18 protein-coding genes are annotated in these 20,568 nt (G+C 61.9%); 8 read left to right on the top strand and 10 right to left on the bottom strand.

Annotated features, from left to right (window positions below; translation table 11 throughout):
* The first annotated feature begins 1 nt into the window (after position 1).
* Together NZK81_RS02525 and NZK81_RS02520 are read left to right on the top strand one after the other, a co-directional pair.
* Positions 2 to 721, top strand: coding sequence for an SDR family NAD(P)-dependent oxidoreductase (locus NZK81_RS02525; RefSeq protein ID WP_260043552.1), 720 nt, complete (start codon positions 2 to 4; stop codon positions 719 to 721).
* Between the two features lie 271 nt (positions 722 to 992).
* Complete coding sequence (locus NZK81_RS02520; RefSeq protein ID WP_260043550.1) at positions 993 to 2,267, top strand: oligosaccharide flippase family protein; 1,275 nt, start codon at positions 993 to 995, stop codon at positions 2,265 to 2,267.
* Between the two features lie 138 nt (positions 2,268 to 2,405).
* Here NZK81_RS02520 and NZK81_RS02515 read toward each other — a convergent pair whose 3' ends face one another.
* Complete coding sequence (locus NZK81_RS02515) at positions 2,406 to 4,373, bottom strand: calcium-binding protein (protein WP_260043549.1); 1,968 nt, start codon at positions 4,371 to 4,373, stop codon at positions 2,406 to 2,408.
* 261 nt (positions 4,374 to 4,634) lie between these two features.
* Positions 4,635 to 5,669, bottom strand: coding sequence for a beta-1,4-glucuronosyltransferase WelK (gene welK / locus NZK81_RS02510; protein ID WP_419181632.1), 1,035 nt, complete (start codon positions 5,667 to 5,669; stop codon positions 4,635 to 4,637).
* A gap of 450 nt (positions 5,670 to 6,119) precedes the next feature.
* Between welK and NZK81_RS02505 the strand changes: the two genes are divergently transcribed.
* Genes NZK81_RS02505 through NZK81_RS02480 form a run of 6 tightly spaced genes read left to right on the top strand, consistent with a single transcriptional unit; the run spans position 6,120 to position 12,834 of the window.
* Positions 6,120 to 7,352 carry a polysaccharide pyruvyl transferase family protein gene (locus NZK81_RS02505; protein ID WP_260043547.1) on the top strand — a complete coding sequence of 411 codons (1,233 nt, stop codon included), beginning with the start codon at positions 6,120 to 6,122 and terminating at the stop codon, positions 7,350 to 7,352.
* Complete coding sequence (locus tag NZK81_RS02500; protein ID WP_311202065.1) at positions 7,349 to 8,569, top strand: Coenzyme F420 hydrogenase/dehydrogenase, beta subunit C-terminal domain; 1,221 nt, start codon at positions 7,349 to 7,351, stop codon at positions 8,567 to 8,569. The genes NZK81_RS02505 and NZK81_RS02500 overlap by 4 nt, the downstream gene beginning before the upstream one ends.
* 50 nt (positions 8,570 to 8,619) lie before the next feature.
* A complete protein-coding gene (locus NZK81_RS02495; RefSeq protein WP_260043546.1) occupies positions 8,620 to 9,849 on the top strand; it encodes a porin family protein in 1,230 nt (409 codons plus the stop codon).
* A gap of 19 nt (positions 9,850 to 9,868) precedes the next feature.
* The gene (locus tag NZK81_RS02490) at positions 9,869 to 10,675 is read left to right on the top strand and encodes an SLBB domain-containing protein (RefSeq protein WP_260043545.1); all 807 of its coding nucleotides are present in this window, start codon (positions 9,869 to 9,871) and stop codon (positions 10,673 to 10,675) included.
* 28 nt (positions 10,676 to 10,703) lie between these two features.
* Positions 10,704 to 12,032, top strand: a complete 1,329-nt coding sequence (locus NZK81_RS02485) for a Wzz/FepE/Etk N-terminal domain-containing protein (protein WP_260043544.1) — start codon at positions 10,704 to 10,706, stop codon at positions 12,030 to 12,032.
* A 34-nt stretch (positions 12,033 to 12,066) separates the two neighbouring features.
* Entirely contained in the window at positions 12,067 to 12,834 is a 768-nt protein-coding gene (locus NZK81_RS02480; protein WP_260043543.1) for a CpsD/CapB family tyrosine-protein kinase, read from the top strand.
* Positions 12,835 to 12,867: 33 nt separating this feature from the next.
* Here NZK81_RS02480 and NZK81_RS02475 read toward each other — a convergent pair whose 3' ends face one another.
* From NZK81_RS02475 to rfbA, 8 genes are all read right to left on the bottom strand, one after another.
* Positions 12,868 to 13,785, bottom strand: coding sequence for a glycosyltransferase family 2 protein (locus tag NZK81_RS02475; RefSeq protein ID WP_260043542.1), 918 nt, complete (start codon positions 13,783 to 13,785; stop codon positions 12,868 to 12,870).
* A complete protein-coding gene (locus NZK81_RS02470; RefSeq protein WP_260043541.1) occupies positions 13,785 to 14,705 on the bottom strand; it encodes a glycosyltransferase family 2 protein in 921 nt (306 codons plus the stop codon). The genes NZK81_RS02475 and NZK81_RS02470 overlap by 1 nt, the downstream gene beginning before the upstream one ends.
* The gene (locus tag NZK81_RS21605) at positions 14,702 to 15,334 is read right to left on the bottom strand and encodes a CatB-related O-acetyltransferase (protein ID WP_311202064.1); all 633 of its coding nucleotides are present in this window, start codon (positions 15,332 to 15,334) and stop codon (positions 14,702 to 14,704) included. The genes NZK81_RS02470 and NZK81_RS21605 overlap by 4 nt, the downstream gene beginning before the upstream one ends.
* A gap of 49 nt (positions 15,335 to 15,383) precedes the next feature.
* Positions 15,384 to 16,544, bottom strand: a complete 1,161-nt coding sequence (locus NZK81_RS02460) for an AAA family ATPase (RefSeq protein ID WP_260043540.1) — start codon at positions 16,542 to 16,544, stop codon at positions 15,384 to 15,386.
* 559 nt (positions 16,545 to 17,103) lie between these two features.
* Positions 17,104 to 18,156, bottom strand: a complete 1,053-nt coding sequence (rfbB, locus tag NZK81_RS02455) for a dTDP-glucose 4,6-dehydratase (protein ID WP_260043539.1) — start codon at positions 18,154 to 18,156, stop codon at positions 17,104 to 17,106.
* Positions 18,149 to 19,006, bottom strand: coding sequence for a dTDP-4-dehydrorhamnose reductase (gene rfbD, locus NZK81_RS02450; RefSeq protein ID WP_260043537.1), 858 nt, complete (start codon positions 19,004 to 19,006; stop codon positions 18,149 to 18,151). The genes rfbB and rfbD overlap by 8 nt, the downstream gene beginning before the upstream one ends.
* Entirely contained in the window at positions 19,003 to 19,548 is a 546-nt protein-coding gene (gene rfbC, locus NZK81_RS02445; protein WP_260043535.1) for a dTDP-4-dehydrorhamnose 3,5-epimerase, read from the bottom strand. The genes rfbD and rfbC overlap by 4 nt, the downstream gene beginning before the upstream one ends.
* A 16-nt stretch (positions 19,549 to 19,564) precedes the next feature.
* Positions 19,565 to 20,443: a glucose-1-phosphate thymidylyltransferase RfbA gene (rfbA, locus tag NZK81_RS02440; protein ID WP_260043533.1), complete on the bottom strand. Its 879-nt coding sequence runs from the start codon at positions 20,441 to 20,443 to the stop codon at positions 19,565 to 19,567.
* Positions 20,444 to 20,568: the final 125 nt, after the last annotated feature.

Genomic DNA, 20,568 nt, shown 5'->3' with positions numbered 1-20,568 from the left:
ATTGAAAAACGTTGTTGTTACAGGTGCTTCTCGCGGGCTGGGGTTGGCAATCGCCCATTGTCTCGTCAATGATGGTTATCGGGTTTTCGGGCTGAGCCGCACGTTGACGGACGAGCTGCAGAGCCTCATCGAAAGTAATAAGGGCAAGGTTGAGTATATTCCCTTCGACGTGAGTGAAATAGATTCAATTCCTGATTTTGCACGTGGTTTGTCGAAGGACATCGGGGACATTTATGGGCTGGTCAACAATGCAGGGATTGGCCTTGATGGCGTTCTTGCGACCATGCATCAGTCTGACATCGAAAAAGTTATACGAACTAATCTCTTGGGTCCCATTACGCTGACCAAGTTCCTGGTGCGCCCGATGCTGAAGCGAAAAGCGGGGCGCATTATCAATATCAGTTCCATAATAGCGTCGACGGGTTTTAATGGACTTGCCGTTTATGGCGCTACCAAGGCGGGCCTGGAAGGTTTTACCCGCTCGTTCTCCCGCGAGGTCGGTAAACTATCGATAACGGTAAACTGCGTTGCGCCGGGCTATATGGAGACGTCGATGACGGAGGCCCTGCAAGGGGAGAAGCTCAACTCTGTGCGGCGGCGGGCACCCTTGGGGCTTCCTACGCCGGAGCAGGTGTCTGGCGCCGTCAGTTATCTTCTCTCGGAATCTGCCTCGGCAGTAACCGGTACTGTAATTACTGTCGACGGAGGTGCTACCGCCTAAGTCACAGCCTCGTCGAGGTGCGTGAGGTTGTGCGCGGAACTCTGGGCTGTTCTGGTGACGTGTTGGCGGAAGTGCTTCAATCTGGGAAGCCGTACTTGATCGGTTTGCGCTGGCGATAGAGCTATCTGTGAAGCGGACTTGCCGCGCGTTCAATTTTGTGGGTGGGAAGGGGGTGAGGCTGTGATGCTGGCCCCCCTTTTTTTGTTTTGACAGGGCGCTTTTGGGAAGTGAAGAGCGCCGCATCGCATTGTGGGCAGGGCACGGCAAACCAATGATTGCAAAGATCAAATATCATTTTCAATCTCTGGCGGCGCTCACAATCCGCGGCTCGGCCGTATTGGCGGGGTTTTTTGTGACGTTCTTCATTGGACGTACAATGGGGCCGGAAGCCAACGGAACTTATGCGCTTGTAACGCAAACGGCGATGTTTCTTTCCGTGGTTGCCGTTGGAGGCGTGGATATGGCAGCGGTTCGCGAGCTGTCGCGGGCAATTGCGATGAAGACCTCTATCGATCGCAGGACTTACGTATCGCTTATTGGTTGGTCCATGCTTATTGCACTCATTATTAGTGCAGTCATCGTTTTCGGAGGGCATCGCGTTACCGGTCTTCTCCTAAAAGAAATGATGCCGATAAATATCATAATTATATTGGTGGTAATTTTCATTGCACGCACTTTGACGCGTTTGATGAGTGCAATACTCCGGTCTCAAAAGTCTTTTATTTTCGGGCAGTCGATCGAGGGATTGTTTATTCCCACCATGGTTAGCATGGTATTGCTAACGGGTATGCTCCATACGGTTGAGGAAGTCTTGCTTGTTACAGCGATCGCAGGGATCGCCACAGGAATTTTCGCCGTTCTGATGGGGTTGAAGCACACAGTAACTGCGGGATCGGGCCTGCATATTTCGTTTTCCGAAATTCTGAAGGTCGCAATTCCTTTGTGGAGCGTTGGAATAGCGCTCAATATCGGGGATTGGTATGGCCTGGTTACGGTTGCCAGTGTTCTGGGCGTTTACGATGCTGGTTTATATCGAGTGGCTTTTCAAATTGCGAGCGTGCTTTCTATCATCACCATTGGCTTGTATAGTGTCTTTTCAACCCAAATCGGTGCGGCGCGTGCTGCCGGAAATTTGGAACGAATTGCCAAGCTGGGGAGGAGCGCGACGCGCCTTTCGATTGCTTTCGCGGCCCCGGTCGTCCTGATCATTCTTATTTTTGCGTCGCAATTGCTTGGTATTGTCGGTGAGGAATTTATTGCCGCCGCTGAGATACTTCGCGTCATGGCGTTCGCGCAAGCCATCTATGTCATGACCGGGCCGTGCGGGCTGACACTGGCGATGTGCGGTCATGAAAAGGTCAACATGATCATTGCGCTCACAGCGCTTGCATTGCTTGTATTCACGGCGCCGATAGCAGCGCGGTGGGGAGGGCTGACTGGCGTGACCGCCTGTATCGGGCTCATTATGGCCGGGCGAAACATAGCAAGCTTCTTCGCAGTTCTCAGACTGACGGGCATTAACGTCGTAACAGGTACAGTGCGGTAGGGCGTTTGGCCCATCCGGTTGTCTCGTGTCGGCAGGGCGGTCGCGGGCCGGCAGGGCGAACAGCGAAGCGCCTCTGGACCAGACGCAGGTAGCCCGGTCGCATCAGGAGGATACGACCGGGCAAGCATTCGGACCGGATTACAGGATCAGGTCGCTGCTGCTGAGCGTGGAGACACCAAGTAATTCAAGGTGGAAGTCGGCGACGCCGTCCCCGTTCGTGTCGCCAGAGATGATCGCGTTGCCAGCGGATACTTCGTAGCGCAGTTCGCCTGCCTTGCCGGAGAAGTGATGCGTGCCGATCCACGAGAACGCTTCATTGCTCCAGGTGGCCGCATTCGCGTCGAGGGCGGACAGGTTCAGGCGTTCGCCCTGAGCCCGGCTGAAGTCCCCGATGACTTCCGGGTTCTGATACGTCGTTCCGTCCAGATCGCCGGGACGGAATACGAAGGTATCGCGGCCGTCGCCGCCCCAGAGCGTGTCGACACCGGCGCCGCCCTCGATCACGTCGTTGCCGGCACCGCCGAAAATCACGTCGTTGCCATCCTCGCCGCGCAGGCGATCGTTGCCAGCATCGCCGTACAGCGTGTCGTTGCCGGTACCGGCCACCAGGACGTCGTTGCCATTGCCGCCGTGCAGGACATCGTCCCCAGCGAGGCCCTGGATGACGTCGTCGCCGTCCATGCCGTAGAAAGTGTCGGTTCCATCGCTGCCTATCATCCGGTTGTCGAGGGCATTGCCCGTGCCCGTCAGCCCTTCCGAGGCCATGCGCAGGATCTCGACATTGTCGGTCAGCGTATAGTCGATGGCGGCATAGACGGTATCGTTGCCCCCGTTGGCCTCCTCGATCACGACATCGCCCGTACCGTTGACGTGATAGACGTCGTTGCCGTTGCCGCCCACCAGTTCGTTGTGAAAGAGGCCCCCGGTAATGATGTCCCTGCCGTCGCCGCCATCGATATGGGTGTCGCCGAGGTTGGTCACGCTAAGGCGATCGGAGCCATCGGTGCCCGTGATATATGTGACTTCCGGCTGCGCAGCCAGCGTTTCGGCGAATTGCGTCTTCGCCATTTGCACCAGATCGCTGCCCGGCAGGTCGGCCAGAGGCGGCAGGATCGATGCAATATAGTCGCCGTAGATGTTCATCAAGGCGACGCCGCCATCGTAGATGGGGTCAAGTACGGTGTTGTGGTAGAAATCCGCACCGCCGCCGCTTGCGTCGGTGATCGTCGTGCCCGTGTTGTCGTGGACGGTTACGTTCCAGCTTTCACCCACCCGGAGCCACGACGTGTTGTCGCCAAGCCCGGCGACGATGTTTCCGCTGATTGTGCCGCCGTCGATATGCTCCGCGGCAATGCCGTTGCCGCGGGCACCTATGACCACATTGCCCGTGATCGAGACGTTCGTGTAGTACTGATCGCCGGCCTGGTCACGGATGAAGATGCCCTGGGTGGACTGGCCGTCGGGGCAATAGATGACGTTGTCGCTGATCGTCACGTTGTCGGACGGTTGCGTCATGCTGTTGGCCCACAGCTGAATCGCATCGGGGTGGTCCGTCGCTGACGGGTGGAAATCGGTGAAGTAGTTGTTGCTGATGACCGTGTCCGAATTGCCGCCGCCACGGACGCCGTCGGTGCGGATGTCGTGAATATAGTTGTCCGCAATCGTCAGCCCGGTGTTGTTGAGGATGCTGACTGCGTGCCAGAGATGCGAGAATTCCGAGTTCGTCACGCTCACGTCGCTGCTCTCGCGGATCATGAATGCCGCGAGATTGTAGCCTGCGTCGCCCTCGGGCCCGGTGACGGTGATGCCGTCGAAATGGATGTTCGACGACTGGTAGGTCAGCAGGCTGTGCGACTTTGCATCTGCCGGCGGCGTGAAATCCACGTTGCTGAACGTGATGCCGCTGCTGCCGATGATCTTGAAGCCATCGATCTGGGCCCGGTTGTCGGGATCGGCGGACGTGATCGTGATGCCGCTGCCGAAGTCCTTGTTCTTGATCGTGAGGGACGAATAGTCCCCCGCGGCCAGTTCGATCGTGTCGCCTCCAAGAGCCTGCTTCAGGGCCGCGTTGAGTTCAGCAGCCGAACTAACTGAGAAAACCGTCATAAAAACCCCTACATGAAAGCTCCGAAGCAACTTCGTGCTTTGCTGTCATGATGATGGCGGGTTTTTGATTGAAGCGGCCTTGCAGGTAATGGTTACCGGCCGATTCATGGTTTGTGCGTAAGATTGGTTGCGCCGAGGCCGCAGACCACGGAGGGGCGTGAGTAAATAGCTAAAAATTATAATGAAAATGATCGGCTTTCGCTGGCCGTGATCGTCACGGCATCGCCGATGACCCGTGTGGCCGAGAGAATGTTCCCGAGTTTACAACAGTCGGCGGAAACCATGTTGGCGTGCCGATTCGTCATCTTCCCATTTGTGCATCACGGCTTTCAGTTCGCCGATGAGGGCGTCCGGGGCCAGAGTGGCGCAGACCGGTTCGGTGGCGCGTGCGCTTGCGAGCGCGCCTGCGATGTCGTCGTCGTCGCCGACCATCGTCAAGAGCCCCCGGCCGGCAAAGGCGCGCGCGATCTCCCACTGGTGATCGTCGTAGTGCTCGCCGCGTGTGTAGCTGCGTGGGACCGCGATGACCCGGCAGCCCTGCTGCAGGGCGGTGATGATCGATCCTGTTCCGCCGTGGCAGATGACGATGTCCGCTCGTGCGAGAATTTCACCGACCTGATCGAAGGGAATCGCATCGCGAACCTCGATCGACGGGTCGACCTCGGTTTTCAGCGGTTGTCCTGTCTGCAGGATTACCTTTTCCGGAAGCAGGCCCTGACGCTTGGCCTGGTCGACGAGTTTGACCAGCCGGTCGAACGGGAGCGTGGCACCCACGGTTGCGAAGACCAGCCGCTCCTTTTCAGGCCGCATCTTTTCAAGGCGGCGGAAGGGGTCGAACACCTGGGCGCCGGGCCAGTTGCGTCCGGCTTCCTGCGATTGCGCGACACGGATGTGTGCGAGAGGCGCTGCAATCCGCGCGAAGGCGGACGGCCCGTTGAACCGGGCAAAGGAATCGATGAGGACGATCTTCGCGCCGAGCATGCGTGCGAAAAGAACGGGGAAATAGGAGGATCCCGCTCCTGTCGTGATGACGGCCGCCGGGCGTTCGCGCCACATGATTCGCCACGACTGCAGGACGCTGCGCACAGCGGCGGCGAGCATGGCGATGGGTTTGCCGAGGCGGGCCTGACCCAGGGCGACATGCGGGACGAAGAACGCGCGGTGCCGCTTGGCAATGTCGCGAGTAAGAGCAGTTTCTTCGGTCACGAAGAAGTAGTCCGACGACGACCACAACGGCTCGAGATCGAGTAATTGGCGAACATGTCCGCCACCAGAGGCTACCAATGCAACGCGCATTGTTCCAACAACCCTTAATTCCAGACCCTGGGAAGGGTATTGCCGATCGGGTGACTGCTGGCTCTAGTACCGAGTTGCATCACCGCACAGAATTCCTTGCAGGCAACCTGTGCCAAAGGGGATGCTCCAATTCTACCGCGCTGCAACATGAACTAGTCGTTAATGTCAAGTATGTCGAATCGATGGTGTCCACCTTTTCAATCAAGCCCGATCCACGACTGATACCATGTTTAAACAATACCTCGGTAAAAATTTCCTTATGCAATTGTGCCAATTTGAGCCTCTGATATAGCTGGCATACTGAAATTCCAAGCCTAAACAGGGCGGTGCAGCATTCGTGAAGGGCGATGCAGCATTTTACCGTATCGCAAGTGCAACATTTGCAATGTTGCAATCGCAGTATGGGTTTGATCTAGGACACGAGCCGATGGCTTCAGGAGGTGACCGGACGTGAGCAGGCTAGAGCGGGTCCTGGAAGGGGATGATCCGGCAAGGCATGTCCGGATCGGTCTGCTGTGGCATTCCGTGAGCTCGGGCAACCTCGGCGTCGGCGCGCTTACGCTCGGCAACATCGCGATCGTCAGGCAGGTTGCGGAGCGGATGGGGCTGGTTCCGCACTTTGTCGTCATGAGCATGCGCGACGGTGATGCGCCGGCCCTGCTGAAGGGAGAAGTCGAGGTCTTCGTGATCGATTCCCGGGCCATGCTGTCGCCGGCCGGGTTCTGGAAGGCGGTCGGCGACCTCGATTGTGTGCTGGATATCGGAGCTGGAGACAGTTTTGCCGAAATCTACGGGGCGAAGCGGTTCGGATTTCTCTGGCTGACGAAGATGATGGCGGTCGCGCGCCACGTACCGCTGGTCCTGTCGCCACAGACGATCGGCCCGTTCACGAGTTGGGGATACCGGCGTCTTGGCGCGATGGCCCTGCGCAATTGCGACACCGTGTTGTCGCGTGATCAGCAGTCGCTTGATGTGTCCCGCGCGCTTGCGCCGCGTGCGCGCAACGAGATGTCGGTCGATGTCGCGTTCATGCTGCCCCATGTCGATCGGTCAGCCGAGCGGGGCGGTGCCAGGCTGCGGGTCGGGGTGAACGCATCCGGGCTGCTCTACCATCAGGCGGAATCGGGAAATAACCGTTTTGGGCTGAGCTACGACTACGCCGAGTTCACCCGCGTGCTTCTTGAGCGTTTGTGTGCACGCGATGACGTCGAAGTGCACCTCGTGCCGCACGCTACCAGCAAGACCGATCCGACCGATGACGACAATCGCCTGGCCGACCGACTGGCGGTGGATTTTCCGTCGGTCGTCCGCGTTCCCGCCTTCGATGGCCCGTCGCAGGCCAAGAGCTATATCTCGAGCCTCGATTTCCTCGTCGCCGGCCGGATGCATGCCTGCATCGGTGCCTATTCCGCAGGTACGCCGGTCGTCCCGGTGGCCTATAGCCGCAAGTTCAGCGGCCTGTTCGGTCTTCTGGAGTACGATCATGTGCTGCCGATGACGGGCATGAGTGTCGGGGATGCGGTGGATTTTGCGCTCCGGTCTCTCGACGAACGCGATCGTCTGGCGCAGGCCGAGCGTGAGGGGATGAAGAAGGTGGACGCCCTGCTCGACGTCTATCGATCCGCGTTGTCCGACCTTTTCACGGAAACGCTGCGTAAACGTCAGGTCAAACTGGCCGCATGACCTTGCCATCGTCGCCAACTATCGACCGCGTGCTCAAGGCGGAATTGTGTAGCGGATGCGGTCTGTGCGCGGGCGTTGCGCCCGAATCCGTGCAGATGGAGACGGTGTCGCCCGGATACAGCCGGCCGCGCCTTGTCGCGCCGCTGCAACAGGATGCCGAAGCCCGGATCGCCACTGCATGTCCCGGCGCGGTCGTTGCCCCGTGGTCCGATGCACCCGCGCGCGATTCCTACTGGGGTCCGTCTTTCCAGGTTCTTGCGGGCCACGCGACCGATCCCGACGTGCGTTTCTCAGGTTCATCGGGTGGCGCGCTTTCCGCCTTGCTCATCCAGGCGCTTTCAAGCGGACTGGTCGAGCGCGTGCTGCACGTAGCGCCGGACCCGGACTATCCCACCCGCAGCCGGCTGCAGTATTCGACAAGCGCGCAGGAAGTGATCGCGAACGCAGGATCGCGTTACACCGCGTCCTCGCCACTGCAGGAGATCGATCGCATTCTCGGGGAAGACGTGCGAACTGCTTTCGTGGGCAAGCCTTGCGACGTTTCGGCTTTGCGTCAGCTGGCGACGGTGGATGCGCGGGTGGCTGAACGGATTCCGATCGCGCTGTCTTTTTTCTGCGGTGGGATGCCCAGCCACGCCGGTGCCGATCGCATCGTGCGCGAGATGGGGCTCGACCCGGCAAAGCTCGCGCGGTTCCGATATCGCGGCAACGGCTGGCCCGGCGTGGCGCGGGCGGAAACCGTGGACGGACAGGTCGCGGAAATGAGCTATGCCGACAGCTGGGGTGCCCACCTTTCCAAGGAGGTCCAGTTCCGTTGCAAGATCTGTCCGGATGCGGTTGGCGGCGTCGCGGACATCGCCTGCGCCGATGCATGGTACGGCGATGCCGACGGTTATCCGTCCTTCGAGGAGCAGGAAGGGCGCAGCCTGATAGTCACCCGGACCGATAAGGGGGAGGCCCTGTTTCGCAGTGCCGTCGAGGCAGGGGCGCTGACGGCGTCTCCGATCCCCGTGCGCGACATCGATCTGATGCAACCGGCGCAGGCCCGAAGGAAGCGTCTCGTGGTTGCGCGCACGATGTCATGCCGCCTTGCCGGGCACGCTGTACCAAAAATGAACGGACTCGATGTTAAAAAAGCGGCAGGCGATGCAAGTTTAGGCGAGCAAAGTCGCAATTTCTTCGGCATGCTACGCCGCATCCTGTATCGTCGTAAATGACGAGAACGTAAGAACGTATTGGTTCAGAGGATATGAGTTTGGGGGGTGTAATGCTCAAATCGAAGCTTGTTGGACTGTGCGCCGTCGGCTGCGTGGCGCTGGCGTCTCCGGCTTGGGCGCAGTCGGCACCGGTCATGCCGCAATCTCCGCATACCGATATCGTGATTACGGCCCGCGGCCTTTACGATGGCAACGTCGTGCGCGGCACCGAGGACCTTGCCCTGCAGCGCGACCTCAAGAGGCGCGACTTCCGGTTCACGCCGTCTGTCGATGCCGACATCTACCAGCCGCTCGGCCCCGGCTATGTCTCGCTGACAGGCTCCGTGGGTTACGACTTCTATGCACGCAACACCCGCCTCAATCGCGAGCGGATCGACGCCAACCTGGGCGCGGGCGGCGTGTTCGGTCCTTGCGGTGTCGAAACGAAGGCCGGCGTCAGCCGCAAGCAGAGCGAACTGGGCGATCTCAACACGGCGCCCGGCGTGAATGGCAGCACCAAGAACACCGAAACCCGCTTCAGCGGAGGCACGATGGTCGGGTGCGGGGGCTTTGTCGGAATCAAGCCTTATGTGCTGATGGATTTCGAGACCGCCCGAAACAGCGCGCAGCAGCGCAAGGGATCGGACTACAACAGCGTCACCTATGGCGGCGGGTTGATGTATTCGCAGCCTTCCATCGGCGAATTGCGGGTATTTGCCACGCAGCGCGATGTCGATTTCGTGAATCGCGACCAGTTCGACTACTTCGGTGCCCCCAAGCTTCGCATCCGGTCGGCGGGCGGACAGTTTTCGCGCGACATCGGCGCCAGGCTGGGCGCGTTCGTCATGGTTGCCTACACCAATCTCAAGCAGCAGGGCGTGGGCGCAGGAAAGAACGGGTTCGACGGTCTTACGTGGCAGGCCAGATTGACCCTGAAGGCCAGCGATCGACTGAGCCTTAAGGCTACCGCAAGCCAGGACACGATACCGACTCTGGGCTTCAACGTCGATTACATGAAGCGGACGGACTATGGGCTCCAGGCCGATATGGATCTGAACAGCCGCATGAGCTTGCGCGTTATGGCATCGCATCGCACCCGGGATTTCAAGTATTCCCCCTTGGCCACGATGATCAATATCACGCATGACCGGCTCAACAGCATTGGAGCTGCACTCAAAATCGAACCGATAGGGCCGTTTTCCCTGTCACTCGACGCCATGTACGAGAACCGCAATGCGGACCTCGCCATTTACGACTACGATGCCCTGCGTGCCGGCATCACCCTGCAGATGCAGATTTGAACGCGCAAAGGATTTCACGATGCAATTCAAGCCGAGAAAGACCATCGCAGTTCTGGCCATGGGCGTAGCATGCCTTGCGGCGGGCTTGGCCCAGGCCCAGCCGGTTCCGCCTCCCCCGGCCATGGCCGAGGGCTATGTGCTTGGCCCCGGCGACATGATCGAGGTGTCGGTGGTGGGCGGCAATGAGGGCCCCATGCGCGTCCAGATCCAGTCGGACGGCTCGATCCTGCTTCCGTTGATCGGCAATGTCACCGCAGGCGGGAAGACCGTGCTGCAGCTTCGCGACGATATCAGCACGGCCCTCCAGGCCGGCGGCTTCTATACTACCCCGGCCGTCAACGTGACTATCGTTACCTACGCGAGCCGCTATGTCACCGTGCTTGGTGCGGTTGCCCAGCCCGGGGCCGTTCCCATCGAACGTGCCTATCATGTCTCCGACATCCTCGCCCGCGTTGGCGGCGTGAAGGACGGCAGTGCGAAGATCGTCAAGATTCGTCGTGCGGACGGTACCGAATTGTCGCTCGACATCGCCGGTATCGCGACAGGGGGGCCGGATGAAGATCCCATCGTCGCTCCGGGCGACAAGATCTTCGTTCCCACCGCCCAGACCTTCTATGCGCTGGGCCAGGTTACGCGGCCGGGTAACTATGCGGTCGAGGAAGGGATGACCCTGCGCAAGGCCCTGGCCGTGGCGGGCGGGCTGACCCAGCTCGGTTCCAAGAAAAAGGTCAAGGTGATCCGCGACGGCAAGGAACTGGAACACGTCGGCCTTGATGACCCGATCGAGATCGGTGACGTGATCGAAGTGGGCGAGCGCTTCTTCTGATCGTCTGGAGCCAGCCAAGGAAACGCACATGAGCCTTATCCAGCTTCTTCGCATCCTCTGGGTCCGTCGCGCGGCATTCGCGATTTCGATGGTGGCCTGCCTGTTCATCGCGGTGATCGCGATTCTCGTGCTTCCTCAGCAGTACGAGGCCAAGTCGCGCGTCCTGCTCGATCTGATGAGGCCCAACGCGGTAACCCAGCAGGCCATGTCGAATGCCATGGCACGCGCCTACATCGCGACCCAGTCCGAACTGATCACGGACTATCGCGTGGCCGGCGAGGTCGTCGACGCGCTCGGCTGGACCAAGGATCCGAAAAAGATCGCCGCCTACGATCGCAGCGGTGCGAGAGGAACGGTCGATCTGCGCCGCTGGCTTGCGGACGGGATCATCGAAAATACCGAGGCCAAGGCCCTCGCCAGCAGCAGCATTCTGGAGATCACCTACAAGGGCAAGTCGCCCGATGAAGCGCGCGAGATCGCCGATCTGCTGCGTACCTCCTACATCGAGCAGAGCATTGCGTTTCGCCAGGAAGGTGCCGAGCGGAATTCGGAATGGTTCCGCCAGCAGGCCGACAAGGTCGCTGCGGAGCTGACCAAGGCCGAGAATGCGAAGACGGCCTTTGAAAAGGAGACGGGCGTCGTTCTCCAGGACGACTACAGCGATCCGCAGACCGAACGGCTCAAGGCGCTTTCGAACCAGGTTCCGGTGCAGATGCCTGGTGCCGCGGCGCTGGTGTCGACGCCGTCGAGCGCGCAGCTCGCGCAGGTCGATGCGCAGATTGCCTCGATGTCGCAGACGCTGGGCCCCAACCATCCGCAGATGGTGGCGCTCAAGCAGCAGCGGCAGGCACTGGCCACGGCTGCAGCCCAGGAACGCGCGGCGGCCATCGCCGCGTCTCGTGCCGCCTCCGCGACGGGGCCGTCGCTGACCAGCCAGGTGGCAAGCCAGCAGGCCAAGGTGCTCGCGCAGCGCGGCAATGTTGACCAGTTGCGCAAGATGCAGGCGCGCATCGATGTCCTGCGCGACCAGTACAACAAGACCATGCAGCGTGCGAGCGAGCTCAGTCTCGAAGCCGCCTCGCGCGAAAGCGGCGTGACGCTGCTGGGCAATGCCGTTGCACCCGAAAGCCCCAGTTCGCCCAACATTCCCCTGATCCTCGTCGGCGCCATTGCCGCGGGTATCGGTCTGGGTTTCGTGGCGGCGATCGCGGCCGAGTTGTTGAAGCGCAGGGTGCGCAGTATCGACGATCTCGCTGTTGACGAAGTGCCGGTGATCGGGCGCATTGTCAGCAGCGAACCGGCCGAGGGCGGCGCGTTGCCGTCCTGGTTCGCACGTTTTGGCAGCAAGGCGGCTTGAGATGACTGCACCGAAGGGTAAATCCGGAGAACCCATGGACGAAAATCCGACCGATGTTGTCGCCGAGGCCGAGGATACCGTCGGCGCGGAGACTCCCGAGGAGATCGTGACGGCGGATGCCCCCGAGCAGGTGGCAGCCGAGGACGAGCAGGCCTCTCCGATCACCTTCGGGTTTTCCCAGAGCGTGGTCGTTCTGTCCGATCCCAGCTCGGCGGAGGCGGAAGCGATCGCCGCCCTGCGTACGCACCTGCTTGCGCACCACGTGCGTGCGGGACGGCGCGGGCTGGCGATCTGTTCGCCGAACGCGAAGAGCGGGACGACTTTCGTCGCGGCGAATCTGGCCGTGTCGTTGGCCCGTGCGGGAATCCGGACGCTGTTGATCGATGCGAACCTGCGCAAGCCGGCGATGCATCGGATGATCGTGCCCTCGCGTGAGATGCCTGCGCTCAGCGATTGTCTCTCCGACAGTTCTATCGCCTATGGCAGCGTGATCCAGGAAGAAGTGATGCCGTCGCTTTCGGTCATCTATGCCGGTGGCAGGAACGAGCGTGCGCAGGAACTGCTGGCCGGGGCATCCTTCAAGTCGCTGGTCGACCTGTGCATGCGCGACTTCGAAGTCACGATCATCGACACGCCGCCCAGCAACAACAGTTCGGATGCTCGACGGATAGCCTCGATCGTGAGGCACTGTGTCGTCGTTGCGCGCAAGGACGTGAGCTACGTGTCCGACATCAAGACCCTGATCGACGAACTGAAGTCCGACAAGGTCAACGTCATCGGCACGGTGCTGAACGAGTTCTGATACTGCGCGAGGGCCGCGGTCGGTCCTCGCGCCTCAGGCCATCCAGGGCGGCAGGCCGCGCCGGTTGCGCAGGCCTGCCAGCCAGCCCGACAGTCCGTAACCCAGCTGGCGGAATGCGCCGCGGCGTCCGTAGCGCGCGAACAGCAGCATGAGCGAGCCGAGCGCGGCGAGGGGCAGTTTGCCCGGCGTCGTGTCGCGCACCACGTTCAGCTTGTTGCGCTCGTCCAGATAGATCGGCAGGCGCGGGCGCTTGCGGTGGGCATCGCCCGAACCGGTGGAGCCTCCCTGATCGTGGCAGACCAGGGCATCGGGGGCAAAGCCGAGCTTGAGCCCCGCGGCCACGGCGCGAAGGCACCACTCGACTTCCTCGCAATAGAGGAAGTAGTCCTCGCGCATCAGCCCGACGCGATCGACGAATTCGCGTCCGATCAGCATCGAGGCGCCGAGCAGATAGTTCGTCCGGCGCTCGACCTCTGCTGGATCGGGATGTTCGGAAAGCGATGCGCCATTGCCGATCGAAACCGGGCGGGCCCAGGCCGCGCGCCACTGGCCGCCATAGGCCTGGATGCGTCCCTGCGGATTGTGGAGGACCCCGCCCACTGCGGCCACGTCGCCGAGTTGCAGCCGCGCGACCAGAGCGGCGAGCGCGCCGGGGGCCGGTACGGTATCGGGATTGACGATCCACCATGCGTCCGCATCGGGCGATGCGGTCATGCAGACGTTGACGCCGCCGGCATAACCCAGATTGCCGGGGGCTAGGATGGCCCGCACGGCCTGTCCGCCGGGCAAGGTATCCGGCGTGACGGCGCTGAGTGCCTCGAAGGCTTCGGGCCCGCCGTTTTCGCAGATCACCACGTCGAAATCGGGATAGGTACTGGCGGAGAGCGCGGAAAGGCATCCGGCGATCTCATCGGCGTTGCGAAAGGCGACGATGGCGATCGAGACGTGCATCAGGGCTCCTTGCCGAAAACGAGGATTAGCGAGTTGGCGAGGCGCCAAAGTCGGATGCGAACCAGTGTCCCCAGCGCCCGTGCCTTGTTTTGCGCGCCGGGAACGGCCGGGCTCGAAAGTATGCGCGGTACGTGCGCCAGAATGGTCGCCGGCAGCGCAAGGCTGCGCAGGGCCCATTTCACGCGCCCCAGCGGCTTTCCGGCATAAAGGCCGAAGGTCTCGGCATTGATCCGGCGCCACTTGTGGCGCAGCTGGCCCCAGTCGGCTCGGGCCGGATGGCCGACCACGGCATCGGCGGCATATCCGATCCGGTAACCGGCGTCGCGGGCGCGGTGACACCATTCCAGATCTTCGGATACGCCGGTGCGGAATCCGCCCACCGTATCGAAAAGCGCGCGCGGACAGAACAGGTTTGCGGTGACCGTGAAACCCTTCTCCTCGACATAGGCGCGATTGTTGAAGGCGAACACGCGTTCGAACCCTTCCGCCCCGCTCATCTTCGCCGGATCGGGAACGAGCACGGTCATACGTCCTCCCACGAAGTCATGGCTGGCAAGCGCGGCCACGCCGGCCTGAAGCCAGCCGGGGTCGGGGATGCAGTCGCAGTCGGTGAAGGCGAGGATCCGGCCACGTGAGGCCGCCACACCGGCATTGCGGGCGGGCCCGGCGCCTTTCTGCGTCGCGATGGTCAGCCGTGCCCTGCCGTCGATCACGCGGCTTACGGCGGCTTCGCCGCTGGGCGACATGTTGTCCGCCACCACGATCTCGAAGTCGAGATCGCCTTCCTGCCGCATCAGCGCATCCAGGCACAGGCCGAGGCTTGCCAGATCCTCGTAGTGCGGAACGATGATGCTGATGTAGGGGGTGTCGGGACTGCCTGGCGACGCATCGCCCGCCCCGGCCTCGGTCGCGATGGTCACGGGCGACTTCCCCGGGTTTCGGTCCAGGCGCGGATGCGTTCCGCCGAGGGGTGGTAGACCAGTTCGTGGTCGCTTTCGACGAGGGCGCGCAGTTCGGGCGGATCGAGTTCCCACCACCGACTGGCCTCGAGGGCTTCGATCATGTCCGGCGAAAAGCGGTCCCGCAGCTTGCGCGCCGGGTTGCCGGCGACGATCGCGTAGGCGGGCACGTCCCTGGTGACGATCGCCCCCGCGCCGACAACAGCGCCGCGGCCTATGCTTTTGCAGCCGGGCAGGATCATCGCATAGTGGCCGATCCAGACGTCGTCCGAAATGTCGAGGACGTCGTCCCAGTGGATGTCCTTGTCGACGACGCCGAACTTGCGCTCGTAAAGCGCGGGATGGGTCGTGATCGCGTCGACCGGATGATTGATCGGCGCCGAGCGCACCGTGTTGGCTATGGAGCAGTAGCGTCCGATCCGGATCGGCCCCGGCATGCGCCACTGGTCGAAGCAGCCATAGGACTGAAGGCCGACGTCGATCCGGTAGCGTTCGCGAAAGTAGGCGCGCAGCTTGAGGTTGTCATGCTGGTTGCGGCGCCACAGGCGCAAACGTACGTGCTCGGCAATTTTCGACAGCAAGCCCGACATCCGGTCTCCATGGAATTCGGCCCTGGGCCGCAGAATGCGAGGAAGCGGATCAGCCGGTCGTGATCATCGGCCTGCCGTGTTCCTCGATCTGGGTGAGCGTCAGGCGTATCCAGATATAGGCTGGTGCGCCTTCCTCGCGAAATTCGTACACGCCCTCGTCGGGGTCGCCGAGCGGGACGACCAGATCGTCGGCAAGGGCAATGTCGCGGACGATGCGTTCGCATTCGCGGCCATTGTCGGATGCAAGTCCCGAGCCGCGCGTTTCAAGACGCCCGCCGTTCGCCATGGCAAGGCATGCGATCGTGCCGAGGTCCACGCTGTTGCCTTCCGCGAAGGCGCGCTTGACCGCTTTTACGGTCCGCTCGGAGATGCGTTGCTCGATCTCGTCGGCGGCAATCCGTACGCCTGCAGCGACATCGCTCGCGTCCACCTCCTTGGCATCGCGTTCGACCGCTTCGATCGCGGCGTGCTGCCCCAGCAGGCTGGCCAGGTAGGGTGAGCCCTTCGCAATCGTCGTGATGAGATCGGCGGCCTTGTCGTTGAACGGCATGCCGCTCGCTTCTTCGCCGATGGCGATCAGTTCGCGTGTTTCTTCTGCGTTCATGGGCGGGACGCGCAGGCCGATGACGTTGCGTCGTACCGAAGGAATATGCTCGACGAGTTCGGCAAGGTTGCTCGCCACGCCGGCGATGACGAACTGCACCCGGATCGAGCGGTCGGACAGGTTCTTGATCAGTTCGGCGATGATCCTGCGGAAATTGCCGTGCGGACTGCGATCGAATTCGTCGAGGATGATCAGCAGGCGCGTGCCGGAGAGACGCGAAAATATGTCGCAGACCTGGTTGGCCGTTACCGGGCCGGGCGGTAGCAGCGAGTCAAGGGACGTGCCCTGCTCGATCTCTTCGTCGGTCGGATCGTAGTCCGCATGGTAGAGCAGCGGTATCGTGCCGACGACCGACCGCATGAGCGTTCCGAAGTCCGATTCCTCGCCGCACGAGACATAGCGCACCAGGTACTGGGCTTCTTCGGCGAGTTGCGAAACGACGTGGAGCAGCGAGGTCTTGCCGATCCCGCGCTCACCATAGAGCACGACATGGAGGCGCTGATCCTCGATGGCGCGAATCAGGCCATCGAGAATTGCGGTGCGGCCCGCGAACTGCTTCGTGCTGGATACCGGTTGCGACGGCGTGAAGGCATCGCGCAGGCGCATCCGGACGCGATCCGAAGGGCTGCCGCGAAGCCCGCGCAATTCATCGGTCGCGGAGCCGTGGAACCGGGGCAGAAGGGCCTTTCGACCGCTCGGAGCAAGCGGCTTCGCGAATCCCGAGAGGGAATAGGTGGAAGGAACGCTATCGTCCTCCTCCATTTCGGGACGCGAAAATAGTCGATCAAACCAGCCCACATCATTCTCCATTCACGTGCCCGGCACGGTAACGCGGAGACTGCTGACATGCCATAGGGCACAGTCTCCTGACGACCCATAATATCGCGCAAATTCCTTTCGATGCGGTATCAAACTGAAACACGAAAACCGATTCTTGCAGTATCGCCGATGGCGGGCGTTCGTTTGGGCGGCGCATCTTCAGCCGGGTATGGTGCGGAGATGCGCAGCATACACCAAATCTTCAAAGGCTTTACAAATGGCAAATTTGTAACACCACAGCCTGCCGCCACGTGCGACTAGCGCATAAATCGCGTTATTTGTTTCTTCGCGTCCCGCTGTCGGTTTTGCGGCTCTTCGCGCCGGTCGCGACGGAGCGGGCGTGACGTTACCCGAGGAGGGCGCGCCACCACGGCTCGTTGGCGAGGTACCAGTCGATGGTGTCGCGAATGCCGGAGGCAAAGTCGCGAGCCGGTGCATAGCCGATCGTGGCGCGGGCCTTGGTCTCGTCGATGGCGTAGCGGCGATCGTGCCCTGCGCGGTCGGTCACGAAAGTCTTGAGCCGGGCGGTCTGCCCGCCCTTCGCCGGCGGGGCATCGGGATAGCGGTCGGCGAGCGTGGGGTCCTTCTCGAACGCGGCGTCGACGCCGCGGCAGATCTCTTCGATCACGGTCAGGTTCGGCAATTCGGCGCCGCCCCCGATATTGTAGGTCTCGCCGAGAGCGCCGTTCGTCAGACATGCCTCGATGCCGCGGCAGTGATCCTCGACATGGAGCCAGTCGCGCACGTTGAGGCCGTCGCCGTAAATCGGCAGCGGCTTTCCGGACAGAGCATTGATCAGGAACAGCGGGATGAGCTTTTCCGGATACTGGTAGGGGCCGTAGTTGTTCGAGCAGTTGCTCGTCGTGGTCTGCAGGCCGAACGTGTGGTGATAGGCCCGAACCAGATGGTCCGAACTCGCTTTCGAGGCGGAGTAAGGCGAGTTGGGCGCGTAAGGCGTATCTTCGCGGAACGGCGGATCGTTGGGGCCGAGCGAGCCGTAGACCTCGTCGGTGGAAATATGGTGGAAGCGGTGGTCGCGCCCGCTGCCCTGATCCAGCCAGACCGCCCGCGCGGCCTTCAGCAGGCTGTTGGTCCCCAGGATGTTCGTGTCGATGAACGCGTCGGGGCCGCTGATCGACCGGTCGACGTGGCTTTCGGCGGCGAAGTGGACGATCGTCGCGATGTCGCGTTCGCGCAGGAGTTTCTCGACGAGCGCCGTGTCGCGGATGTCTCCTTCGACCAGTTCCATCCGCTCGACGCCCTCGATCGTCGAGCGGTTGCCGGCATATGTGAGCAGGTCGAGCACGATGATGGTGTCATCGGGATGACGGGCGCTCCAGTAATGGACGAAATTGCCGCCGATGAAGCCTGCGCCACCCGTAACCAGAATATCAGCCAATGCGCAGTTCCTCTTTGAGCATGGTACGCAGATTTACCCGCCAGTGGGGCGGTTGATCGCCCAGCAGCGCCCGGGTGGCACTGTCGTCGAGCAACGAGAAGGCAGGGCGGACGGCCCGCGTGGGATAGTCGGCGGTCGTGACCGGGCGGACCGGAACCTCGCGGTCGAGCAGGCCGATCGCGAGGGCTTCCTCCTGAATCGCCACGGCAAAGTCGTACCAGCTCGCCACCCCGGCGTCGCGGTGATGAAAAAGCCCTTTCGCGCCGTGCCCGAGCAGCGCCCAGATGGTGGCGGCCAGGCCCGGTGCCCACGTCGGAGCGCCGATCTGGTCGGCTACGACGCGCACCTCGTCGCGCTCGCGCATCACGCGCAGCATCGTGCGCACGAAATTGTGACTTCCGGCGGAATAGACCCACGACGTGCGCACGATGGCAGCATCCGGTCCCGCAGCCTGTTCGCCGGCCAGTTTGGTGCGTCCGTAGGCCGAAAGCGGTGCCGTGGCGGCGCCTGGCCCGTAGGCGCGGGACGATCCGCCATCGAAGACGAAATCGGTCGAGACATGCACGAACCGGCATCCAAGCTGCGCGGCGGCCCGTGCCATTGCGGAAACGGCGGTCGCATTGACGGCCAGCGCAAGGGCCTCTTCGTCCTCGGCGCGGTCAACCGCCGTATAGGCGGCGGCGTTGAGGATCGCATCGGGAGCCTCGTCAAGCAGGAAGGCCTCGACCGCCTCGGGCTCGGTCAGATCCAGGCGGCCGCGGTCGGTGCCGGTTGCCGTCCATCCCTGCGGGACGCTGTCCAGCAGGGCCCTGCCGAGCTGGCCGTTCGCGCCAATGACGACTGCCTTCACGCATAACTCCTGATCTGCGTGAGCGCGAGGCCGACGCTGTCCTTTTGCGACAGCAGCGGCTGGACTCCGTCGAGCGGCCATTCGATGCCGACATCGGGGTCGTCCCAGGCAAGGCTCTGTTCGTGCTCGGGCGCGTAGGGCGCGGTGCACTTGTAGAGGAAGTCGGTGTCGTCCTCGAGCGTGAGAAAGCCGTGCGCGAAGCCTTCCGGCACCCAGAACAGGCGCTTGTTCTCCGCGCTCAATTCCACCCCGACCCATTGGCCGAAGTGTGGCGAGGAGCGTCGCAGGTCCACGGCCACGTCGAACACGGCCCCGCGGACCACGCGCAGGAGCTTGCCCTGCGGGCCGGGGTTCTGGAAATGCAGGCCGCGTAGCACGCCTTTTTGCGAATGGCTGTGATTGTCCTGTACGAAAGTGAGATCGAGCCCGGCCTCCTTGAAGACCGCCGCGTTCCAGCTCTCCATGAAGAATCCCCGGGCGTCGCCGAAGACCCTGGGTTCGATCACCAGAGGGCCGGGGATGGCGCAAGACTGGATATGCACGGTCTGCTCCTCTCCCTCAGCGCAGCAATTGCATGAGGTATTCGCCGTAGCCCGACTTGCGTAAGGGGGCTGCGATTCGTTCCAGGGCGGCATCGTCGATGAAGCCGCTGCGCCAGGCGATTTCTTCCGGGCAGCAGATCTTCAGTCCCTGACGCTCCTCGGTGATGCGCACATATGTGCAGGCATCCAGCAGCGAGGCGTGCGTGCCCGTGTCGAGCCAGGCGTAGCCGCGTCCCATGATCTGCACGTTGAGCTTGCCATCCGCCAGATAGAGGGCGTTGAGATCGGTGATCTCAAGCTCGCCGCGTGCCGACGGCTTGAGATCGCGGGCCCGGTCTACGACCGTCTCGTCGTAGAAGTAGAGGCCAGTCACCGCATGGTTCGACTTGGGGGCCTGGGGCTTTTCCTCAAGGCTGACCGCCTTGCCGGTCTCGTCGAACTCGACGACACCGTAGGCTTCGGGGTTGTTGACCCGATAGGCGAAGACGCTTGCTCCGCTATCCAGATCGTTGGCGTCGCGCAGCAGTTCGGGCAGGCCATGCCCGTAGAAGATGTTGTCGCCCAAAATCAGTGCACTGGGGCCGCCGGCCACGAAATCGGCACCGATGTGGAAAGCCTGCGCCAGTCCGTCAGGGCTGGGCTGCACGGCGTAGCTGATGGAGATGCCCCATGCGCTGCCGTCGCCCAGCAAAGTCTGGAAGGCGGGCTGGTCGTGCGGCGTGGTGATGACCAGAATATCCCTGATCCCGGCGAGCATCAGCGTCGCCAGGGGATAGTAGATCATCGGCTTGTCAAACACCGGCATCAACTGCTTGGAGACTGCACGGGTGAGGGGATAGAGTCTCGTGCCCGATCCGCCTGCCAGAATTATGCCTTTGCGCGACTTCAACGTCATTTCATATTGCCCGATGTCGCCAGAAAATTTCGATGCTGCATTGCGTCATGTCGCTGCCGGGGTCAATCACCTGTTTCTCAGGTGGACGACAACGATACAGTTTCGAAGCATATATTGAAGATGCG

This window comes from Novosphingobium mangrovisedimenti (genome assembly GCF_025153475.1).
GTDB classification, from domain to species: Bacteria; Pseudomonadota; Alphaproteobacteria; order Sphingomonadales; family Sphingomonadaceae; genus Novosphingobium; species Novosphingobium mangrovi_A.
Note: the sequence above shows the minus strand (reverse complement) of the source record. Positions and strands in the feature narration are given on the sequence as shown.

Excerpts from the sequence above, each read along its gene's own strand:
- NZK81_RS02515 (WP_260043549.1), bottom strand. The coding sequence starts at position 4,373 with ATGACGGTTTTCTCAGTTAGTTCGGCTGCTGAACTCAACGCGGCCCTG.
- NZK81_RS02480 (WP_260043543.1), top strand. The coding sequence starts at position 12,067 with ATGGACGAAAATCCGACCGATGTTGTCGCCGAGGCCGAGGATACCGTC.
- NZK81_RS02495 (WP_260043546.1), top strand. The coding sequence starts at position 8,620 with ATGCTCAAATCGAAGCTTGTTGGACTGTGCGCCGTCGGCTGCGTGGCG.
- NZK81_RS02500 (WP_311202065.1), top strand. The coding sequence starts at position 7,349 with ATGACCTTGCCATCGTCGCCAACTATCGACCGCGTGCTCAAGGCGGAA.
- NZK81_RS02475 (WP_260043542.1), bottom strand. The coding sequence starts at position 13,785 with ATGCACGTCTCGATCGCCATCGTCGCCTTTCGCAACGCCGATGAGATC.
- NZK81_RS21605 (WP_311202064.1), bottom strand. The coding sequence starts at position 15,334 with ATGTCGGGCTTGCTGTCGAAAATTGCCGAGCACGTACGTTTGCGCCTG.
- NZK81_RS02485 (WP_260043544.1), top strand. The coding sequence starts at position 10,704 with ATGAGCCTTATCCAGCTTCTTCGCATCCTCTGGGTCCGTCGCGCGGCA.
- welK (WP_419181632.1), bottom strand. The coding sequence starts at position 5,669 with ATGCGCGTTGCATTGGTAGCCTCTGGTGGCGGACATGTTCGCCAATTA.
- NZK81_RS02460 (WP_260043540.1), bottom strand. The coding sequence starts at position 16,544 with ATGCGCCTGCGCGATGCCTTCACGCCGTCGCAACCGGTATCCAGCACG.
- NZK81_RS02520 (WP_260043550.1), top strand. The coding sequence starts at position 993 with ATGATTGCAAAGATCAAATATCATTTTCAATCTCTGGCGGCGCTCACA.
- NZK81_RS02490 (WP_260043545.1), top strand. The coding sequence starts at position 9,869 with ATGCAATTCAAGCCGAGAAAGACCATCGCAGTTCTGGCCATGGGCGTA.
- rfbA (WP_260043533.1), bottom strand. The coding sequence starts at position 20,443 with ATGACGTTGAAGTCGCGCAAAGGCATAATTCTGGCAGGCGGATCGGGC.